At 65.9% G+C, this 19,454-nt stretch carries 16 protein-coding genes; 8 read left to right on the top strand and 8 right to left on the bottom strand.

Translation table 11 applies throughout. The features are described from left to right. Window positions 1–91: 91 nt before the first annotated feature. The 4 genes from B3T59_RS19785 to B3T59_RS19770 all read left to right on the top strand — a co-directional run bounded on the left by B3T59_RS19785 (window position 92) and on the right by B3T59_RS19770 (window position 5,481). Window positions 92–1,060 (top strand): cytochrome c, encoded by a 969-nt coding sequence (locus B3T59_RS19785; RefSeq protein ID WP_064861421.1) that lies wholly within the window; start codon window positions 92–94, stop codon window positions 1,058–1,060. Then, window positions 1,057–2,217 carry a ubiquinol-cytochrome c reductase iron-sulfur subunit gene (locus B3T59_RS19780; protein ID WP_064861422.1) on the top strand — a complete coding sequence of 387 codons (1,161 nt, stop codon included), beginning with the start codon at window positions 1,057–1,059 and terminating at the stop codon, window positions 2,215–2,217. The genes B3T59_RS19785 and B3T59_RS19780 overlap by 4 nt, the downstream gene beginning before the upstream one ends. After that, a complete protein-coding gene (locus tag B3T59_RS19775; RefSeq protein ID WP_064861423.1) occupies window positions 2,214–3,827 on the top strand; it encodes a cytochrome b in 1,614 nt (537 codons plus the stop codon). Before B3T59_RS19780 ends, B3T59_RS19775 begins: the two co-directional genes overlap by 4 nt. A 145-nt stretch (window positions 3,828–3,972) precedes the next feature. Further along, window positions 3,973–5,481 carry a bifunctional phosphatase PAP2/diacylglycerol kinase family protein gene (locus tag B3T59_RS19770; RefSeq protein WP_064861424.1) on the top strand — a complete coding sequence of 503 codons (1,509 nt, stop codon included), beginning with the start codon at window positions 3,973–3,975 and terminating at the stop codon, window positions 5,479–5,481. A 317-nt stretch (window positions 5,482–5,798) separates the two neighbouring features. Here the strand turns inward: B3T59_RS19770 and B3T59_RS19765 are convergent, their stop codons facing one another. After that, window positions 5,799–6,215, bottom strand: coding sequence for a cytochrome c oxidase subunit 4 (locus B3T59_RS19765; RefSeq protein ID WP_064861425.1), 417 nt, complete (start codon window positions 6,213–6,215; stop codon window positions 5,799–5,801). Continuing rightward, window positions 6,212–7,309 (bottom strand): cytochrome c oxidase subunit II, encoded by a 1,098-nt coding sequence (locus B3T59_RS19760; protein WP_005205517.1) that lies wholly within the window; start codon window positions 7,307–7,309, stop codon window positions 6,212–6,214. The genes B3T59_RS19765 and B3T59_RS19760 overlap by 4 nt, the downstream gene beginning before the upstream one ends. 416 nt (window positions 7,310–7,725) lie before the next feature. Here B3T59_RS19760 and asnB point away from each other — a divergent pair, with 416 nt between their 5' ends. Continuing rightward, window positions 7,726–9,651: an asparagine synthase (glutamine-hydrolyzing) gene (gene asnB, locus B3T59_RS19755; protein WP_287004928.1), complete on the top strand. Its 1,926-nt coding sequence runs from the start codon at window positions 7,726–7,728 to the stop codon at window positions 9,649–9,651. Between the two features lie 183 nt (window positions 9,652–9,834). Here asnB and B3T59_RS19750 read toward each other — a convergent pair whose 3' ends face one another. From B3T59_RS19750 to B3T59_RS19740, 3 genes are all read right to left on the bottom strand, one after another. Further along, entirely contained in the window at window positions 9,835–10,806 is a 972-nt protein-coding gene (locus B3T59_RS19750) for a carbohydrate kinase family protein (RefSeq protein ID WP_197501409.1), read from the bottom strand. A gap of 175 nt (window positions 10,807–10,981) precedes the next feature. Then, window positions 10,982–11,341, bottom strand: a complete 360-nt coding sequence (locus tag B3T59_RS19745) for a HesB/IscA family protein (RefSeq protein WP_005209017.1) — start codon at window positions 11,339–11,341, stop codon at window positions 10,982–10,984. Between the two features lie 212 nt (window positions 11,342–11,553). Then, window positions 11,554–12,624 (bottom strand): glycerate kinase, encoded by a 1,071-nt coding sequence (locus tag B3T59_RS19740; protein WP_251722543.1) that lies wholly within the window; start codon window positions 12,622–12,624, stop codon window positions 11,554–11,556. Window positions 12,625–12,769: 145 nt separating this feature from the next. Here B3T59_RS19740 and B3T59_RS19735 point away from each other — a divergent pair, with 145 nt between their 5' ends. Genes B3T59_RS19735 through B3T59_RS19725 form a run of 3 tightly spaced genes read left to right on the top strand, consistent with a single transcriptional unit; the run spans window position 12,770 to window position 16,092 of the window. Then, a complete protein-coding gene (locus tag B3T59_RS19735; RefSeq protein ID WP_064861429.1) occupies window positions 12,770–13,456 on the top strand; it encodes a DUF3043 domain-containing protein in 687 nt (228 codons plus the stop codon). A gap of 7 nt (window positions 13,457–13,463) precedes the next feature. Beyond that, window positions 13,464–15,287: a nicotinate-nucleotide--dimethylbenzimidazole phosphoribosyltransferase gene (gene cobT, locus B3T59_RS19730; RefSeq protein WP_287004927.1), complete on the top strand. Its 1,824-nt coding sequence runs from the start codon at window positions 13,464–13,466 to the stop codon at window positions 15,285–15,287. Between the two features lie 7 nt (window positions 15,288–15,294). Then, window positions 15,295–16,092 (top strand): adenosylcobinamide-GDP ribazoletransferase, encoded by a 798-nt coding sequence (locus B3T59_RS19725; protein WP_197502267.1) that lies wholly within the window; start codon window positions 15,295–15,297, stop codon window positions 16,090–16,092. Between the two features lie 113 nt (window positions 16,093–16,205). On the opposite strand, the gene B3T59_RS19720 is transcribed toward B3T59_RS19725, so the two are convergent. The 3 genes from B3T59_RS19720 to B3T59_RS19710 all read right to left on the bottom strand — a co-directional run bounded on the left by B3T59_RS19720 (window position 16,206) and on the right by B3T59_RS19710 (window position 19,279). After that, window positions 16,206–17,312 (bottom strand): branched-chain amino acid aminotransferase, encoded by a 1,107-nt coding sequence (locus B3T59_RS19720; protein ID WP_064904581.1) that lies wholly within the window; start codon window positions 17,310–17,312, stop codon window positions 16,206–16,208. 148 nt (window positions 17,313–17,460) lie between these two features. Continuing rightward, entirely contained in the window at window positions 17,461–18,570 is a 1,110-nt protein-coding gene (gcvT, locus tag B3T59_RS19715; RefSeq protein ID WP_251722474.1) for a glycine cleavage system aminomethyltransferase GcvT, read from the bottom strand. A 58-nt stretch (window positions 18,571–18,628) separates the two neighbouring features. Then, entirely contained in the window at window positions 18,629–19,279 is a 651-nt protein-coding gene (locus B3T59_RS19710; protein ID WP_251722473.1) for a CHAP domain-containing protein, read from the bottom strand. Between the last annotated feature and the right edge of the window lie 175 nt (window positions 19,280–19,454).

Here is a 19,454-nt window from a genome sequence, read left to right as displayed (position 1 = left end):
ACGAATAACTGACATGAGGCGAGAACGGTTCCATCCCGAACCACGCTCTCGCCAACAGCTGAGAAGTCCGTCCGCTAGTAGAGAGACCACGATGAGTTCATCTCCACCGGGACCGTCGGATAGCCCTTCCGACGTCGGTCAGGTCGACACAGTTACCTCGAGCAAGGCGCCGAACGCCGCGAAGAAGGCTCGTTCGCGTCGCAAGTTGCGCCGCCGCGCCAGTGGCGCGCTGCTGCTGCTCGCCGGCCTCATGATGGCAGGCGTTCTCGCGTCGTTGCTGTCGCCCAAGCCCCAGGTCGCCGTCGCAGATACCAACGACGCCGCTCTGATCCAGGACGGCAAGAAGCTCTACGAGAGCTCATGCATCACCTGCCACGGCGCCAATCTGCAGGGTGTGGCCGACCGCGGCCCCTCGCTGATCGGCGTCGGCGATGCAGCCGTCTACTTCCAGGTTTCCACCGGCCGTATGCCCGCCGCACGTGGTGAGGCACAGGCCCAGCGCAAGCCACCGAAGTTCGACACCGCGCAGATCGACCAGCTCGGCGCCTACATCCAGTCGCAGGGCGGCGGTCCGCGTCCGCTGTTCGAGAAGAATCCGGATGGCACCCGCAAGACCGAGAAGGTCATGCAGCGTCAAGCCGACGGTTCGATGAAGGAAGTCGTCCTGCCGGTCCTCGCTCAGGACTCGCTGCGCGGCGACAACCTTGGCCGCGGTAGCGAACTGTTCCGTCTGAACTGCGCGTCGTGCCACAACTTCACCGGACGCGGCGGTGCGCTGTCGTCGGGTAAGTACGCGCCGACGCTCAGCAACGTCAAGGAACAGCAGATCTACACGGCGATGCTCACCGGACCGCAGAACATGCCGAAGTTCTCCAATCGCCAGCTCTCGCTGGACGAGAAGAAGGACATCATCGGCTTCATCAAGTACGTCACCGAATCCAAGCCCCAGGGCGGACTTAGCCTCGGCGGCTTCGGCCCGGTCAGTGAGGGCATGGTGATGTGGTTTGTCGGAGTTGTGGCGGTCGTCGCCGCCGCGATGTGGATGGGATCACGAACATGAGCACCACGGACAAGGACGCTCCGTCCGCTGATGAGCTTGACCAGATGACCAACGATGAGTTGGTCAAGCTCGGTACCAACCTCGACGGCGTCGAGATCATCCATCGCGGTGAGCGCTTTCCCGAGCCGGGCACGAAGGCCGAGAAGCGCGCAGAACGCCAGATCGCCGTCTGGCTGATCATCGCAGGCATCTCCGCGCTGGCCTGCTTCGTGATCTTCCTGTGGAACCACTGGGAGTTCGCGCTGCCGGGGACCTCCGACTACTGGCGCTACACCCTCAACACACCGCTGCTCGGTGTGACGTTCGGTCTGTCGATCCTGTCGATCGGCGTTGCGCTCGTCCTCATCACGAAGAAGTTCATCCCGTCCGAGATCGCGGTCCAGGACCGTCACGACGGTCCGGGATCGACCGAGGTCGACAAGAAGACCATCGTCGCCGAACTCGTCGACTCGGGATCGAAGTCGACGCTCGGCCGTCGCAAGATGCTGATCGGCTCCGGCCTCTTCGCATTCGGTGCGCTCGCGCTGACCGGCGTCGTCGCAGGCCTGGGTGGATTCATCAAGAACCCGTGGGCCAAGCGCGAGGACGCACCCCTGTGGCATACCGGTTGGTCGCCGATCTACAACCCCAAATCGCAGCCCAACGAGACCGTCTTCCTTCGTCGCGATACCGGCAACCCGCACCAGGTGGCCCTGGTCCGGCCCGAGGACCTCGACGCAGGCGGCATGGAGACCGTGTTCCCGTGGCGCGTCTCCGATGGATATGGCGAGACCGAGGAGTCGCGCGAGAAGCTGCTCTGGGGACTGCGCTACGTCTCCAACCCTGTGATGCTCATCCGCCTGCGTCCCGAGGACGCAGCCCGGGCGATCAAGCGCAAGGGCCAGGAGAGCTTCAACTACGGCGACTACTTCGCCTACACGAAGGTCTGCAGCCACCTCGGTTGCCCGACCTCGCTGTACGAGCAGCGGACCAACCGCATCCTCTGCCCGTGCCATCAGTCGCAGTTCAACGCACTCGAGTACGCCAAGCCGGTGTTCGGTCCGGCCGCGCGTGCACTGGCGCAGCTGCCGCTGACGGTCAATGATCAGGGGTACATGGTCGCCGCAGGCGACTTCATCGAACCCGTCGGACCCGCATTCTGGGAGCGCAAGTCATGAGCAATCGTCTCGCGAAGCAGGCCGAAGAGGTCGATTCCCGGTACCACCTCGCCGCAGGCATGCGGCGCCAGATCAACAAGGTGTTCCCGACCCACTGGTCGTTCATGCTCGGTGAGGTCGCGCTCTACAGCTTCGTCATCCTGCTGATCTCCGGTGTGTACCTGACCTTCTTCTTCGATCCGTCGATGTCCGAGGTCACCTACCACGGCGCATACCAGCCGCTCAACGGCGTCATGATGACCCGCGCGTACGAGACCACCCTGAACATCTCCTTCGAGGTGCGCGGCGGTCTGTTCGTACGTCAGATCCACCACTGGGCAGCGCTGCTGTTCGCGGCGTCGATCATCATCCACATGGCCCGCATCTTCTTCACCGGCGCGTTCCGTCGCCCGCGTGAGGCCAACTGGATCATCGGCTGCCTGCTGCTGGTCCTGGCGATGTTCGAGGGCTTCTTCGGCTACTCACTGCCCGACGACCTACTTTCGGGCACTGGCGTTCGCGCCGCGATGAGTGGCATCGTGCTGGGAATTCCGTTGGTCGGTACCTGGATTCACTGGGCACTCTTCGGTGGGCAGTTCCCCGGCGACATCATCATCCCGCGCCTGTACGTGCTGCACATCTTGCTGTTCCCCGGCATCATCCTCGCGCTGATCGGTGCCCACCTGGCGCTGGTGTGGTACCAGAAGCACACCCAGTTCCCCGGCCCGGGACGCACCGAGAAGAACGTTGTCGGCGTGCGTATTCTGCCGGTGTTCGCGGCCAAGGGTGGTGCGATGTTCGCATTCACCGCGGGCATCCTCGCGATCATGGCGGGCATCTTCCAGATCAACCCGGTGTGGGTGATCGGCCCGTACAACCCCGCGCACGTGTCGGCCGGTTCGCAGCCCGACATCTACATGATGTGGACGGACGGTCTAGCCCGTCTGATGCCTGCGTGGGAGCTGTATCTGGGTAACTACACGATTCCCGCGATCTTCTGGGTCGTCGTGATCATCACGCTCATGTTCGTCGTGATGTTCGCCTACCCCTGGATCGAGAAGAAGTTCACCGGCGACGACGCTCACCACAACCTGCTGCAGCGTCCGCGCGACACCCCGGTGCGCACGGCTATCGGCGCGATGGCGTTCTCGTTTTACATCATCTTGACGTTGAGCTGCATGAACGACATCATCGCCCTGAAGTTCCACATCTCGCTGAACGCGACGACGTGGATGGGTCGTATCGGTCTCATCATTGTGCCGCCGATCGCCTACTTCATCGCGTACCGGTGGGCAATCGGCCTGCAACGCAGCGACCGCGCGGTGCTCGAGCACGGCATCGAGACCGGCATCATCAAGCGTCTACCTCAGGGCGAGTACATCGAGATCCACCAGCCGCTCGGCCCGGTCGACGATCACGGTCACGCGATCCCGTTGCCGTACGAGGGCGCTGCAGTTCCGAAACGAATGAACAAACTCGGGCAGTCCGGCGCGCCGGGCACCGGTTCGGTGCTTGTCGCCGACCCGCCCGAGCAGCAGAAGCGCAACGTCGAGTTCGAGCACGAGCAGGAACGCGAAGAGATCGACGCCCTGCGCGGGCTGCAGGCCAAGGGCGGCAACCCGCTCGACTGACCAGCTCTCGAAAACAGCAGTCTCCACACGGCTGCCGTCGCACCCCGCGACGGCAGCCGTGTGTTCTTGTCTGCCGTGTCGCTGTGGGCCGTGTGTTGTTGTGGGACAAGCACTCCCCTCCCCCACCGACCGCTACGGTTGAACGATGACACGATTGCGACACATCGGACAGCGCAAGAAGAATCCACGCCATGAGATCGCGAAGGAGCTCGGCACCCTCGACGCGAACCTCTTCCAGGCGATCGCGCGTTCACCGAGTCCGCTGCTCGACCGCACAATGCCGCCCCTCACCGAAGCCGCCAACTATTCGAAACTGTGGATGGGCATCGGCGCCGGACTCATCCTCAGCGGACGTCCTCGCTGGCAGCGAGCTGCGGTCCGCGGACTCGCATCGCTGGCCGTGTCCAGTCTCCTCACCAATCAGGGCGCCAAGCGGATCCGACAACGCAAGCGCCCCTCACCCTCGGTCGTACCACTCGTGCGCAGGGGTTCTCACCAACCGACGTCGAACTCTCTACCGTCAGGCCATTCAGCAAGTGCCGCAGCCTTTTCCGTCGGTGTGGCGCTCGAGTCCCCGCCACTGGGCCTGGTCATGTCTGCGCTCGCAGGCCTTGTCGGACTGTCCCGCGTCGCCACCGGAGCGCACTATCCGGGCGACGTGTTCATCGGGTTCGGGATCGGCGCAGCGGTGGCCACGCTCGGCGGCAAGATCGCTCCGCCGATCATCCCGCACAACATCTCGATTCCCACCCCCACCACCGAGGCTGCGCCGCTTCCTGTCGACGGTTCGGGTCTGGTGGTCCTCGGTAATCCGGCGTCGGGAGACGGCAACAGCGAGAAAGTGCTTGCGGCCGTCCGGACGGAGCTGCCGGGCGCCGAGATCATTGAACTCGGGCCGGACGACGACTACGCGTCAGTCGCGCGTGACGCCGCGCAACGAGCCACCGCGCTCGGGGTGTGCGGCGGCGACGGCACGGTGGCCACCGTCGCGGCAGCGGCGCACGCAGCCGACCTCCCGCTCGCCGTCTTCCCCGGTGGCACGTTCAACCACTTCGCACGCGACATCGGGTGCGACACCGTCGATTCAGCGTTGGCCAAGATACGTGCGGGCGTCGCGACCTCCGTCGACGCGGCAACACTCAACGACGAACGGCTCATCCTCAACACTGCGAGCATCGGTGCGTACCCACACTTCGTGCGCGCCAGGACCAAGTGGGAGCACCGTGTGGGCAAGGGGGCTGCCAGTGCACTGGCGATGCTCCAGGTCGCCCGACACTCCACACCGGTCGAGATCACCATCGACGGCAAGACCGTCAAGACATCGCTGTTCCTCGTCGGAACGTCGATGTACGGCTCGGCAGGGTTTGCACCCGCACGGCGCGAACGACTCGACGACGGCCTCCTCGACGTTCGCTTCCTCGAGGCAGGCAAGCGGCTGGCGACCGTACGGGTACTGGCGAGCCTCGTGACCGGGCTGCTGCAGCGATCGAAGCTCTACCACGAGATGCAGGTGCCCGAGTTCGCCTTCACCACCGACGAACCCACCACCATCGCCCACGACGGCGAGGTCGGCGAGTCGTATACCTCCGCGCGTTTTCGCGCCGAGTACCGAACCCTGAAGGTCTACGGCCACAGCATCGTCGACAAGGACTGAGCCTTACGCGGCGGGCCGCACCACCCACGAGACGAGACCGCCGGATCACCCGACCGCCGCATCACCAGACGTCCCCGGCTCTCCACTCGCAGGAGAGCCGGGCGGCGGTTGAGGCAATCTCGACGTTGCGAATCAGAACCGCGCCTTCGTTGCACCGAGCGCGTGGTCGAGGTCGGTGTTGTCGAAGTCACCGTCGAACGTGGCGTCGAGTAGGCGCATCAGTTGGGGCATCCGCCCCGGCTCGAGGTATGCGGTATGACAAAGCCGCACCCGAGGGTCGGATGCGGCTGTCACGGAATGCGAAATGGGTTGGTGTATCAGTGCTTTTCGGGTCCGACGATGTACTCGAAGACGAGACCTGCCGCTGTGCCGATGATGCAGGCCGCGGCGAAGATCGCCAGCCAGATGTTGCCCGTCGCGAAAGCGATGGCGAACAGTGCAGCGCTCGCCGCGATCAGGATCGGCCACCAGGAACCCGGGCTGAAGAAGCCCAGCTCGCCCGCGCCGTCCTCGATCTCGGCGTCTTCGTAATCCTCGGGGCGGATCTCGACGCGTCGTGAGACGAACCGGAAGTAGGTACCGGCGATCAGGGTCAGACCGGCGCTGAAGAACATGCCGACGACGCCGACCCATTCAACGCCGTTGTCGGTGAGCGCGGTCAGCACTGTGTAGATGACACCGGCGCCTGCGAAGAAGAGCGTGAGCAGCTCGAAGAGTCTCGCTTCGATTTTCACTGGAGTGCTCCGATCGTGCAGTTCGCAAGCTTCGTGTTGCCGGCGTCACCGGACGCTCCGACGGACCCGTCTGTGGCCCGACGCGTATCGAACGGAACGGTCACAACCGACTCGGGCTGCTGGCAGATGTGCTGCAGCGCCTGCGCGTTCGTCTTGCCGGGATTCTCCTGCCGGTACTTGATGTACGCGTCGAAGTCCTGTGGCGACACTGCACGAACCTCGAAGTTCATCATCGAGTGGTACGTGCCGCACATTTCCGCGCAGCGACCGACAAATGCACCTTCACGGTCGATCGAAGAGATCTGGAAGCGGTTGTCGGTGTGGTTCTGCTTCGGGAACGGCATGACGTCGCGCTTGAACAGGAACTCCGGAACCCAGAACGAGTGGATGACGTCGGCAGACGCCAGATCGAACTCGATCCGCTTGCTCGTCGGCAGCACCAGAACGGGGATCGTCGCCGACGATCCGACAGTCTCGATCTGGTTGAACTTCAGGTAGTCCCGCACGTCGTTGCTACGGCCACCGTCGGGGCCGGGGAGCTCGATGGTCTCGCCGTCGTGGATCTGACGGGTGTTCGCGGTCTCGAGATCGAACGGGTTACCGTCGCGGACGAAACCGTTGTACTTACTACCGTCGTCGAATGTGACGTCGCGGTAGCCGAACTTCCAGTTCCACTGGAACGCGGTGACGTCGACGACGACCTTCGAATCGTCGGTCTTCTTCTCGACGTTGGTCTGCACGATGACCGTGAAGTAGAAGAGCACCGCGATGATCACGAACGGGATGGCCGTATATGCCAGCTCGAGCGGCACGTTGTAGGCGGTCTGACGAGGGAACTCGTCCTTGCCCTTACCCGGCTTGTAGCGGTGGAAGGTGATCGTCCAGAAGATCAGAGCCCAGACGATGATGCCCATCACGAGTGCCGCGATGACCGACCAGCTCCACAGGTTGCCCATGTCAGTGGCCTCGGGGGTCACACCGTGCGGCCAGCCGAACCGCATCGCGGTTCGTCCGTCGCAACCCGACATCAACAGTGCGCCGACGCCAAGCGCCGCGACAGCTCCGACCCGCTTGAGGCCGACCCGGTTGGCCATCCGCGACGCCGACGTGGCACGCCGTACGCGGGGCCGTTCACCGTGTGCCAATTTCACGCCTTCCTGCCAGCTCGGAACCGTCGATCAGACGTCCGAGTCGCATCCCACCTGACCTGCAATGACACGCTTGGCGACATCGAACCCGCAGGCAACTGTCACCGTGCAGCGGGCACCGAAGCGCAGCCTTCGCGCCATGTACTACGCAGCGTAGACCAACTCGCGGGAACTTTTTCGGTTGGGGTGACTTCGCGCGTCGAAATCGTTTTCCGGCCCAGGTAATCCCCTCCCGACCGCGTGTTTCGACGACCCGCGAGCCCTATCCGGAAGGGTGCGCCGACCCCGCATACGGCATACTCGTCACCGCGGCGGTGACGTCATCGCCGCCCCTGTTTTCCACGTCGAAAGAGGCTTTACTGGTGTGTGGCTTGCTCGGTCTGCTGACCTCCGATGAGACGGCGGCTGGTGCCGTCGACCTCGTCGCCAACGCCTCGCACTGCATGCGCCACCGCGGCCCGGACGAGCCCGGCACGTGGAACGACGCCGACATCGTGCTCGGCTTCAATCGCCTGTCGATCATCGACATCGATCATTCGCATCAGCCGCTGCGCTGGGGACCGCCGGAGAACCCCGACCGTTACGCGCTCGTCTTCAACGGCGAGATCTACAACTACCTCGAGATCCGCGCGCAGCTCGCCGCGGACGAAGGCGCGACCTTCCGCACCGAGGGCGACGGCGAGGCGATCGTCGCGGCCTTCCATCACTGGGGACCCGACGCCGTCCGACGTCTTCGTGGCATGTTCGCCTTCGCGATCTGGGACACCGAGACACGCTCGCTGTTCCTCGCCCGCGATCCGTTCGGTATCAAGCCGATGTTCATCGCGACCGGCCCCGGCGGGACCGCGTTCGGGAGCGAGAAGAAGAGCCTCCTGGAGCTGATCGGGCGCCTCGGCCTGCCCGACACGCTCGACGAGCGCGCACTCGAGCACTACGTCGTGCTGCAGTACGTTCCAGAGCCCGAGTCACTGCACTCGTCGATCCGTCGGCTCGAGTCGGGTTCGTACGCGACGGTCCGTCCGAGCGGCGCGCCGTCGGTCACCCGGTATTTCAGCCCGCAGTTCTCGGTCCGCCCCTTCACCGACGCCACACGTCAGAAGCGCTACGACGAGATCGCCGACGTCCTCTCCGACTCCGTCGCCAAGCACATGCGCGCCGACGTCACCGTCGGATCGTTCCTGTCCGGCGGTATCGATTCGACGGCCATCGCTGCGCTCGCGATCCAGCACAACCCCGATCTGATCACCTTCACCGCGGCGTTCGAGCGCGAAGGCTATTCGGAGGCCGACGTCGCAGCCGAGTCTGCGGCCGCCATCGGGGCCCGGCACATCGTGCGGACCGTGACCCCCGAGGAGTACATCGCCGCGATCCCGGAGATCATCTGGTACCTCGACGATCCGGTCGCCGACCCCGCACTCGTCCCGCTGTACTTCGTGGCCCAGACCGCTCGCGAGCACGTCAAGGTGGTGCTCTCGGGCGAGGGCGCCGACGAACTCTTCGGCGGGTACACCATCTACAAGGAGCCACTCTCCCTGAAGGGCTTCGACCACCTGCCCTCCACGCTTCGACGCCTCGCGGGCAAGGTCTCCGACCGCATCCCCGAGGGCACCCGCGGCAAGAGTCTGTTGCATCGCGGATCGCTGACGCTCGAAGAGCGCTACTACGGGAACGCACGGAGCTTCGACGACGCCCGGCTGCGCGCCGTGCTGCGCGACTACCGTCCCGAGTGGACCCACACCGACGTGACCGAACCCGTCTACGCGCGCAGCGAGGGCTGGGACCCTGTCGCGCGGATGCAGCACATCGATCTCTACACATGGCTGCGCGGCGACATCCTGGTCAAGGCCGACAAGATGACGATGGCCAACTCACTGGAACTGCGCGTGCCGTTCCTGGACAACGAGGTCTTCAAGGTCGCCGAAGCATTGCCGTTCGACGAGAAGATCAGCCATGGCACCACCAAATACGCTCTCCGCAAGGCACTTGAGCAGATCGTCCCGGCGCACGTGCTGCATCGCAAGAAGCTCGGATTCCCCGTCCCCATCCGCCACTGGCTTGCAGGCCCGGAGATGTACGACTGGGCGCGCGAGACGATCGAGAAGTCGCAGACCGACTATCTGCTGAACAAGCAGCCGATCCTCGACATGCTCGACGAGCACCGCGCAGGCACCGTCGACAACAGCCGACGCCTCTGGACGCTCCTGATGTTCATGATCTGGCACGCGATCTTCGTCGAGAAGACGCTCATCCCCAACATCACCGACCACAGCTACCCCGTGCGGCTGTAGTGATCTCGACAAGCTCGATCAGCGGAGGTGGCTCGCCCCGCTGGTTGAGCCGGCCGCAAACAACCGCTGGTTGAGCAGGCTGCCCCCCGCTGGTTGAGCAGGCTGGCCCCCGCTGGTTGAGCCGGCCGCGAGCGCAGCGAGCGGCCGTAGTCGAAACCACCCCACGCCGCGCGGAAGCCCCGCTCAGATCGCGGCGGCGATCTCCTTCGCGGCGTCGGCGCCATAGGCGCCCTCGATCCGAGTGAGCGCGGCGTCGCGGTCCCACGACCAATCCTGCGTCGACACCGTTTCGAGGACCAGTACGGCGACCATCGAACCGACCTGTGCGGCGCGCTCGAAGCCGAGGCCCGCCGACAGCGACGAGAGGAATCCCGCGCGGAAGCCGTCGCCGACGCCGGTCGGGTCGACCTTCTCCGTCTCCGGAACAACGGCCACATGCGTGCGCGTGCCGTCGCGGTCGACAATTTCGACACCGCCGGAACCGAGGGTCGTGACGCGCACGCCGATCAACTCGGCGACCTGCGCCTCCGACAGCCCGGTCTTCTGACGCAGCAGACCCCACTCGTACTCGTTGGTGAACAGGTAGGCGGCGCCGTCGATGAGCTCCCGTGCCTGCTCACCGTCGAGTCGCGCGAGCTGCTGCGACGGGTCGGCGGCGAATGGGATGCCGAGACGTCGACATTCCCTGGTGTGCCGCAGCATCGCTGCCGGATCGTCGGCACCGATCAATACGATCTCGGGTGCACCGACGCGTTCGACGACCCCGCCGAGATCGATCTCGCGCGCCTCACTCATCGCTCCCGCATAGAACGTCGCGAGCTGCGCCATCGTCTCGTCCGTGGTGCACATGAAGCGAGCCGTGTGGTGCGTCTCGGAGATGCGTACTCCGCGGCAGTCGACGCCGTGCGCCTCGAGCCACTGGCGATAGTCGTGAAAGTCCGATCCCACAGATCCGACGAGCACCGGCGACTGCCCCAGCTCGCCCATCGCATACGTGATGTTGCCTGCGACACCGCCGCGTCGGACCACGAGATCCTCGACAAGGAAGCTGAGCGAAATGTGCTCGAGATGATCGGCGAGAATCTGCTCCGAGAACTTCCCCGGGAACTTCATCAGATGATCTGTCGCGATGGAACCACATACAACGATTGCCACGTACTCTCCAAGCCTCTCAGCGTTGTGATGGCCCGCCGCGCGAGCCGGCGTTCGAGATGGCCCGCCGCGCGAGCCGACCATGAACCGCATCACACGCTACCGAAAGCCCCGGAAAAGACTGACCGCACCCCGGCGTCGCCGAGGTGCGGTCAGAAATACAGGCGTACTGCAGCCGTCAGTTGAACGAGTCGCCGCAGGCGCAGCTACCCGTCGCGTTGGGGTTGTCGATGGTGAAACCCTGCTTCTCGATGGTGTCGACGAAGTCGATCGTGGCGCCCTGCACGTACGGCGAGCTCATCCGGTCGACAGCCAGCTTGACGCCACCGAAGTCTGCGGTGAGGTCGCCGTCGAGTGAACGGTCGTCGAAGAAGAGCTGGTAGCGCAGGCCTGCGCAGCCTCCAGGCTGCACTGCGATACGCAGCGCCAGGTCGTCGCGACCCTCTTGGTCGAGCAGCGCCTTGGCCTTGGCGGCTGCAGCGTCGGTCAGGATGACGCCGGTGGTGGTCGCGGTTCCGGATTCGTTCTGAACGGTCATCGATGCTCCTCGTACTGTGATGGCGCCGTTAATGCTCGGCCCCGGTCGTGCTGCCATGTGTCACACAGCTCTGATGTACGCCGCGCTGTGGCAGCGACTCGAACGCGTCGGCTGACGATGCAGGCCTTTTGTTCGTCTGTTGTCAACGGTACCCCCTATGTGCATATTCCCGGAGTGTGCACACACCTGTGGGTCGTCGATCGCAGGCTTTCTCACCCACTCGGGAGCCACGACGCCGCGGCGCGCGCCGCAAGAGCGGTGAGTTGATTTCGTGCGTCGCTCATCGCGAGTTCGACCGATCCCGCCTGGTCGACGATCGAGTGGGCGCCGGCAATCCCGGCCTCGGCGATCTCGTCCGGAGTCAACGCCACCTGACCCGCGAACACGACCGTCGGCGCACCCACCTCGGTTGCCGCGGCATTCAGCGCCGACACGACCTTCCCGCGCAGCGTCTGGGAATCGAACTTCCCCTCACCGGTCAGCACCAGATCCGTACGAGCGATCGCAGTGGCCTGATCGGTCGCCTCTCCCACAACCGTCGCACCGGACACGCGACGCGCACCCAGTGCGAGCAATGCCGCCCCGAGCCCACCAGCGGCCCCGGCTCCCGGCTCACCACTGACGTCACGACCAGCGATCGATGCCAGCACCCGCGACCACTGCGTGAGTCGCTCTTCGAGACGCCCGACGGTCTCGGGGTCCGCACCCTTCTGCGGACCGAACACAGACGCAGCTCCCAGCGGTCCCAGCAGGGGATTCTCGACGTCGGACGCAGCGATCAGCGCGACGTCGGCGAAACGCTCCGCTGCCCGCGCCGACCCACCCAGGGCGTCGATCAACCCGTGGCCGCCGTCGGTGGTGGCACTCCCACCCAGACCAACGACCACTTCGCGGACTCCGGCCTGTAATGCAGCGTCGACGAGCAGCCCGACACCGTAGGTGTCTGCTGACTGCGCGGTGCGCGGCGTCGGCCCACCACCGAGTTGATGCAGGCCGCACGCCTGCGCGCACTCGATGTAGGCGACGAGCCGCTCGGGCTCCCTGTCGTCGAGCAACCACTGTGCCGTGATCGCGGCGCCGAGTGGACCGACGACCCGCTCGGTCACGGTGCGTCCGAAGCGTGCTGCGAGGACGTCGACGAATCCCGGTCCGCCGTCGGACTGCGGCGCGAGTGTGATCTCGTCGTCGGGCCTGCCCGCCGACCATCCTTCGCCGATGGCGTTCGCGGCCTCGACCGCCGTGAGCGTGTCGCCGAACGAATCCGGCGCTATCAGGACTCGCATTCGCCCCACCTCTGCTCGCTCGACACCCGGGCGTCGACGCAGGTGCTCGCGGTCGTCTCCCACGCTCGTCTCCTCGGGCCCATGCCCGGGAAGTATAGGGAGGTCGACGAACCGCGGCAGCGCTAGATCGCCTACCCTCGAAGACGTGAGACTGCCATGGAACAAGGACGACGACACCGCCGACGAGGGCACCCTGTCGCTCAAAAAAGCGCCGACGACGACCGTCGACGACACGGAGACCGAGTCCGAGACCAAGGGCAGCGCATACACAGCGGGTAAGGGACGCCCGACACCGTCGCGTCGCGAGGCAGAAGGCCGACGACGTGGCCCGGTCGCGCCTCCGCCGACGACCCGCGCCGAGGCACGTGCGCGCAAGAAGCAGCTCAAGAGCTCGATGTCGCGTGAGGATCGTCGCAAACTCAACGACGATCGCCGCAACCAGCGAGCCGAGCAGCGCGAAAAGATGATGGCAGGCGACGAGCGCTACCTGATGCCCCGTGACAAGGGGCCGGTGCGGCGCTACACCCGCGACCTCGTCGACTCGCGACGCAACTTCGCAGGACTGTTCATGCCTTTCGCGGTGGTGCTGATCGTGGTGATGTTCCTCCCGTCGATCGCCGCGTACGCGAACTTCGTGTTGCTGGCATTCGTGGTGCTGATGGCCGTCGACGCCGTCATCCTGGGCAGGCTGGTCAACAAGCGCGTCCGTGAGCGCTTCCCCGACACCGACGACACCGGCTTCCGCCTCGGCTGGTACGCCTTCACCCGCGCCATGCAGCTCCGCCGGATGCGCGCACCCAAGCCGCAGGTGTCTGCGGGCGACGAGGTCTGAACCGGCAATGACCACGAGGGGCACCCGCACACTGGTGCTCGGGGGCGTGCGGTCGGGCAAATCGGGGGTCGGCGAGGCACTGCTCGCCGAGCACTCTGAGGTCCGCTACATCGCGACCGGGCCGACACTGACCTCCGATGCGGAGTGGGTCGCGCGAGTCGAGGAACATCGACGACGCCGCGACGAGCGGTACACGACAGTCGAGACCACCGATCTCACCGCCGAGCTGTCGACAACGCCCGATGTCGCCACACTGGTCGACGACCTCGGCAACTGGCTCGCCGCCGACATCGACGCCACCAACGGCTGGGAATCTCCGATCGACCGCTCCGACCGCACGGCGCAACTATGTGCGGCGATCAGCGACGTCACCTCGGATCTGGTGATCATCAGCCCCGAGGTCGGGCTCGCTCCGGTCCCACCGAACCCCGCCGGCCGCGCATTCCAGGACGAACTGGGCGCAGTGAACTCGGCCGTGGCAGCCGTCTGCGATCGCGTCCTGCTCGTCGTAGCCGGCCGCGTCGTCGAACTCCCAGCTGAATTCCCAGCCGGACTCCCCTCCGCCGTTGCTCAGAAGGCACAGCAGGAAGCGGCACCAGCGGCGGCAACACAGAAACCGGCAGCGACACCGGACGTCGCACCGGCAGCAGCCGTGCTCGCACCGGCAGCCGCAGATACGCCACCGACGGCCCCCGAAACCACACCGGCGGCATCCGGCAACGTTCCGAAGACCAGCGACATCGTCGCGACCGACGCCGAGGTCTTCGACCACATCGACCGTCCCGACGAGTCCGTCGCGCAGGCGGCACGCGAGCGTCAGCTCACGTTGACCAAGCCCGCAGGTTCGCTCGGCAGGCTCGAAGACCTCAGCGTGTGGATCGCCGCATGCCAGGGCGTGTGTCCGCCCCGCTCGATCGAGCAGGCGAACGTGGTGGTGTTCGCGGGCGATCACGGTGTGGCGCAGGCGGGCGTCTCCGCCTACCCACCCGAGGTGACCGCCCAGATGGTCGCCAACATCGCCTCGGGTGGGGCCGCGGTCAACGTCCTCGCCCGCCAAAGTGGCGCGACGGTGCATGTCGTCGACATGTCGGTCGACGCCGACACCGCACCCGGGGTCTCGCGCTACAAGGTACGACGCAGCAGCGGCGACCTCCGAGCCACCGATGCGCTGACCATCGCGGAGGCTCGCAAGGCCATCGCGGCGGGACGCGCAATCGTCGACGACTTGGTCGACTCTGGCGCCGACCTTCTCATCGCGGGTGAGATGGGCATCGGAAACACCACTCCCGCAGCGATTCTCGTCGGTACCCTGACTCGTCACGAGCCTGTCGAAGTCGTCGGCCGTGGCACCGGCATCGACGACTCCGGCTGGATGCGAAAGACCGCAGCCATCCGTGACGGCATGCGACGCGGCCGACGCTACATCCACGATCCCCTCGCACTCGTCGCGGCCGTCGGCGGCGCCGACATCGCCGCGATGGCCGGGTTCCTGGCCCAGGCCGCCGTGCGTCGCACACCGGTGATCCTCGACGGTGTGGTGGTCACGGCGGCGGCACTCGTCGCGGCCGAACTGGCGCCCGGCGCCGTGAGCTGGTGGGTTGCCGGTCACCGGTCGGTCGAACCCGCGCACACCTTCGCGCTCGAACACCTCGACCTCGAGCCCATCCTCGACCTGCGGATGCGCCTCGGCGAAGGCAGCGGCGCACTGATGGCGCTGCCCGTCGTCTCCTCGTCTGTGGAGATCCTGCGAGGCATGTCGACGTTCGACGAGGCGGGAATCAGCGATTCCGACTCGTCAGCGGCCCTGACCACCAGCGACGCGGGGGTCTGACCCGGGCGTGGGCGGCAGGATATCGCCGGCCGACGCACTCGCGGGCGCGTTCTCATGGCTGACTGTCGTGCCGATCCCATTGCGCAACAACACTTTTGATCGACGATTCGGTGGCGCCTCGATCGCCGCGGTCCCGGTTGTCGGCCTCGCCCTCGGCGCTCTTGTCGCTGTCGTGGCGTGGGCACTGAGCCTGACCGACCTCTCCACCGCCTTGATCGGCATTCTGCTCGTCGTCGTCCTCGGTGTCGGGACACGGGGCATGCATCTCGACGGCTTGGCCGACACTGCGGATGGCCTCGGATGCTACGGCCCGCCCGACCGGGTCGCCGAGGTGATGCACAGCGGCTCAGCGGGGCCGTTCGGGGTTGCGACGATCGCGGCAGTGATGATCATCGACACCGCGGGATTCGCTGCGCTGTGCGGTGATTCACGATGGCTTGCGATCGCCGCAGCGGTGTTCGTCGGACGCGTGGCCGTAGTGATCGCCTGTCGACGGTCACTTCCGCCGGCACATTCCACCGGGTTCGGCGCACTCGTCGCGGGCACCCAACGGGCATCGGTCGTCGTGTGGTCGGTGTCGGCGATCGTCGCGATGGTGTTCGCGGGCGGTTGGCAGTCGTTGTCACCCAACGGATTCGACGTCGGATCGGCGTTGCGTGCGGCCATCACCGCCGTGATCGTACTGGGCTTCGCATGGTTGTTCACCCGGCACTGCGCGCGCCGCATGGGCGGGATCAACGGCGACGTCCTCGGCGCGGTGATCGAGCTGTCGACAGCCATAGCCCTTGTGGGACTACTGATCTGACGTCGGAGTCCGCCCCGCTACCGACCCGGCGGATTCTGACCCGGATACACCGCGGGCCCCCGAAACCTGAGTGTCGGGGGCCCATCGGATGTCTGCATCACACCAGATCTGGATCAGGCGGGGTACAGGGTCGTCATCCATCCGTGGGTGTCGGCGAACGTACCGCGCTGGATGCCGGTGAGTGTGTCGCGAAGCGCCTGCGTGACCTCACCGGTGGTGCCGTTGCCGATCGTGTAGTCGTCGGTCTCGCTCTTCACGTGGCCGACCGGCGTGATGACTGCAGCGGTACCGCACGCGAAGACCTCGGTGATGTCGCCCGACGTGACGCCCTTGCGGAGTTCCTCGGTGGAGATGCGTCGTTCCTCGACGGAGAACCCGGCGTCGATCGCAAGGGTGAGCAGCGATTCACGCGTGATACCCGGCAGCAACGAACCGGACAGTTCCGGGGTGACCAACCGCGCGTCGGCTCCCGAACCGAACACGAAGAACAGGTTCATGCCGCCCATCTCCTCGATGAAGCGACGCTCCACCGCGTCGAGCCAGACCACCTGGTCGCAGCCCTGCGCGGTGGCCTGCGCCTGCGCCAGGAAGGCCGCGGCGTAGTTGCCGCCGCACTTCGCGGCGCCGGTGCCACCGGGTGCTGCGCGGACGTATTCGGTCGACAGCCACACGCTCACCGGCTTGATCCCGCCGGAGAAGTAGGCGCCCGCGGGCGAGCCGATCACCGAGTAGACATACTGCGACGACGGAGCGTTGACTCCAAGCCCCGCCTGCGAGGCGAACATGAACGGGCGCAGGTACAGCGATTCCTCGCCGCCGGCGGGCGGAACCCATGCGTTGTCGGCGTCCAACAGCGCGCGCAGCGATTCGATGAAGTCGTCGACCGGAAGTGGCGGCATCGCGAGGCGTTCAGCGGAACGCTGCAGCCGCAGGGCGTTGGCCTCAGGACGGAACGCGGCGATCGAACCGTCGGGCTGCCGGTACGCCTTCAGACCCTCGAAGACTTCCTGTCCGTAATGCAGAACCATCGCCGACGGATCGAGCGCGATCGGTCCGTAGGGCGTGACCTTCGCACTGTGCCAACCGCGATCTACGTCGTAGTCCACCAGCACCATGTTGTCGGTGAAGTACTTGCCGAATCCCGGCGCGGAGAGGATCTCTGCCCGACGGGACTCCGACACCGGATGGGGATGCTCGGTACGGGTGAACTGCAAGGTCATTGGCCTATGGTAACGCCGCGAAGAAAAGCAACCCTCACCGACCACCCACGCTGATCGAGGCGCCTCATTGTCGAGATCCGCCGGATCGAGCTTGTCGAGGTCCGCCGGATCGAGCTTGTCGAGATCCGCCGGATCGAGCTTGTCGAGATCACACGTGCGACTCGACGAACGGCGGGATCACCACCTCGCAGGTCAGCTCACGCCCGCGGACGTCGATCACGACCTCCGCACCTTTCTTGATGCCCGACGCCGTGTCGATCAGCGCGAGCGCGATGCCCTGCTTGAGGGTCGGAGAGAACGTCCCGGAGGTCGTCTCGCCGACAGTCTCGCCGCCCGGCCCGGCCAGCACCGTCAGTCCCGCGCGCGGAACGCCGCGGCCGGTGGCCTTGAGTCCGTAGAGACGCCGGGCAGGTCCGGCCTCCTTCTCCGCCACGAGGGCGTCGCGACCGAAGAACGCGGGCTTGCCCCACCCGACCGCCCATCCGCTGCGTGCCTGGTTGGGCGTGATCTGCTCGGTGAGTTCGTGACCGTGCAGCGCGTAGCCCATCTCCGTGCGCAGGGTGTCGCGAGCACCGAGTCCGGCGGGCTGGCCCCCGGCGTTGGTCACCTCGGTCAGCAGCGCGTCGAAGACGGGCCCGGCATCGCTCCATCGCGGGAGGATCTCGTACCCACGCTCGCCGGTGTATCCGGTACGGCACACTCGCACCGGATACGACGCATCGTCGGTCTTGAGGTCGGCGTCCGCGTACGCCATGTACTCCATGTCGGTCGGAAGACCAACGGCGGCAAGCACATCGGGGCTCTTCGGTCCCTGGACGGCAAAGACCGCGTAGTCACGATGCGCGTCGGTGATCTCGATACCGTCGGGCGCGACGGCCTGCAGCGCGGCGACGACCTTCGCGGTGTTCGCGGCGTTGGGAACCAGGAACACTTCGTCGTCGGAGACGAGGTAGGCGATGAGGTCGTCGACCACTCCCCCGGACTCGTTGCAGCACAGTGTGTACTGCGCCTTGCCCGCGTGGATCTTCCCGAGGTCGTTCGTGAGTGTCGAGTTGACGAAATCTGCTGCGCCAGAACCCTTCACGAGCGCCTTGCCGAGATGACTCACATCGAAGATCCCGACGGCCTCGCGAACGGCGTTGTGTTCCGCGACGGTGCCCGCATATGAGACGGGCATGTGCCATCCACCGAATTCGGCGAAGGTGGCACCGAGTGCGTAGTGGCGGTCGGCGATGGGTCCGGCGAGCAATTCGGTCATGCGGGCAGATTACCGATCCACGTCGAGCCCGCGCACCTCGCACGACACGACGGCCGACTCAAGGGACGCCATAGCCCTGCACGCCCTCGACCGTCCGCAGATCGAAGTGGTCGACCGTGATCCCCTGCGCTTCGGCACCGCCCACCGTCGTCACGACGTTGCCGTCACGCGCGACGACGATGTTCGTGTGCTGACGAAAGTGACTGGGCTTGTCGTAGAGCACGATGTCGCCCGCGGCGGGCACCCGCGAGGCCGCACGCCACCGCCCGCTCGCGTGCAGATAATCGGTCAGCGTCGCGACGCCGGGGATTCGCCATGATCCGGAGATCGGATTGTCAAACGGCACACCGGCTTTGCGCATCACCGTGCTGACGAAGTCGGCGCACCACGATTCGTCGACTCCCTCGGAGTACGTCGTGCCCGCCGCGTTGCGGTCGTACTCGGAGTGCACGACGTCGACGATCCGCGCGCGCACCGGGTCCGCTCCGCTGGTGTCGACCGCGGGGAACGCCTGCCGTGACGAACCCACGCCGACCTTCGCGTCGGCACGCGAGAGCGGATCGTCGTCGCCGGAAGCGGCGCGTAGTCCGACCACCGCCCCGGCAACGATCACCACCACGACCACCGCGACGAACCACCATCGACGACGACGTGTGGCAACCCCGGCCGTCGCGCGCTGCCCGGTGCGCCTCGTCGTACCCACGCTCATCGGGTCACTCTAAGCAGGGTTGCCGGTGTCGGACCCGCTCTGGGGAGATCGTGTCGGTCCGCGGAATGACGTGGCAGAGTTGAGCGGGTGAGTAAGAACGAGAGCGTCGACCGGACACGCGGTCCCAAGATCCAACTGGCAACCTCCCTCGACAAGAACGACGAGGTGCTCGTCA

This window comes from Gordonia sp. UBA7860, from assembly GCF_002500165.1.
Lineage (GTDB): Bacteria > Actinomycetota > Actinomycetes > Mycobacteriales > Mycobacteriaceae > Gordonia > Gordonia sputi.
Note: the sequence above shows the minus strand (reverse complement) of the source record. Positions and strands in the feature narration are given on the sequence as shown.

Bases quoted from the DNA above. Each gene is read 5' to 3' on its own strand.
- B3T59_RS19770 (WP_064861424.1), top strand. From the start codon at position 3,973: ATGACACGATTGCGACACATCGGACAGCGCAAGAAGAATCCACGCCAT.
- B3T59_RS19780 (WP_064861422.1), top strand. From the start codon at position 1,057: ATGAGCACCACGGACAAGGACGCTCCGTCCGCTGATGAGCTTGACCAG.
- B3T59_RS19710 (WP_251722473.1), bottom strand. From the start codon at position 19,279: ATGAGCGTGGGTACGACGAGGCGCACCGGGCAGCGCGCGACGGCCGGG.
- B3T59_RS19760 (WP_005205517.1), bottom strand. From the start codon at position 7,309: ATGGCCAACCGGGTCGGCCTCAAGCGGGTCGGAGCTGTCGCGGCGCTT.
- B3T59_RS19740 (WP_251722543.1), bottom strand. From the start codon at position 12,624: ATGCGAGTCCTGATAGCGCCGGATTCGTTCGGCGACACGCTCACGGCG.
- gcvT (WP_251722474.1), bottom strand. From the start codon at position 18,570: ATGACCGAATTGCTCGCCGGACCCATCGCCGACCGCCACTACGCACTC.
- B3T59_RS19720 (WP_064904581.1), bottom strand. From the start codon at position 17,312: ATGACCTTGCAGTTCACCCGTACCGAGCATCCCCATCCGGTGTCGGAG.
- B3T59_RS19745 (WP_005209017.1), bottom strand. From the start codon at position 11,341: ATGACCGTTCAGAACGAATCCGGAACCGCGACCACCACCGGCGTCATC.
- cobT (WP_287004927.1), top strand. From the start codon at position 13,464: ATGACCACGAGGGGCACCCGCACACTGGTGCTCGGGGGCGTGCGGTCG.
- B3T59_RS19775 (WP_064861423.1), top strand. From the start codon at position 2,214: ATGAGCAATCGTCTCGCGAAGCAGGCCGAAGAGGTCGATTCCCGGTAC.
- B3T59_RS19785 (WP_064861421.1), top strand. From the start codon at position 92: ATGAGTTCATCTCCACCGGGACCGTCGGATAGCCCTTCCGACGTCGGT.